Source organism: Aeromonas caviae, from assembly GCF_000819785.1.
Lineage (GTDB): Bacteria > Pseudomonadota > Gammaproteobacteria > Enterobacterales > Aeromonadaceae > Aeromonas > Aeromonas caviae.
The window spans coordinates 66,055-66,429 of sequence record NZ_CDBK01000047.1 but is presented as its reverse complement, the minus strand read 5'-3'; the positions used below and the strand labels follow the sequence as shown (position 1 = coordinate 66,429).

1 pseudogene is annotated in these 375 nt (G+C 71.2%); it reads right to left on the bottom strand.

Annotated features, from left to right (window positions below):
• Positions 1–375 (bottom strand): annotated as a pseudogene (locus BN1120_RS20690) (chromosome segregation protein SMC); the annotation flags it as partial.

Here is a 375-nt window from a genome sequence, read left to right as displayed (position 1 = left end):
GCTTCCTCATGGCGGGCGCGGGAGAGCGAGAGTTCCGCCGCCAGGGCATCGAGGGCCGGTTGCAGGTTCTCCCCCTCCCCGCCAAGGGGCCCGGCCTGTTCGTCTTCCAGCTTGAGGCGGGCAAGCCGGGTCTTGGCCTGCAGCTCCTGCAGGCCGTTCACCTCGGCGCGGGTCTGGTTGAGCCGCCCCTGCAACTGGCCCAGCTGCTGCTGCCACTGCTGCTGACGCTGGCGCGCCTGCTCGAGCCGATCGCCCGCAGCCGCACGCACGCTCTGCTGGTCGGTAAGCAACTGCTCACACTGCTCGAGGCGCGCCGACGCCACCTCCCCCTGCAACGTGCTGTCGCCCAGTTGCTCCAGCTGGCCGGCCAGCTGG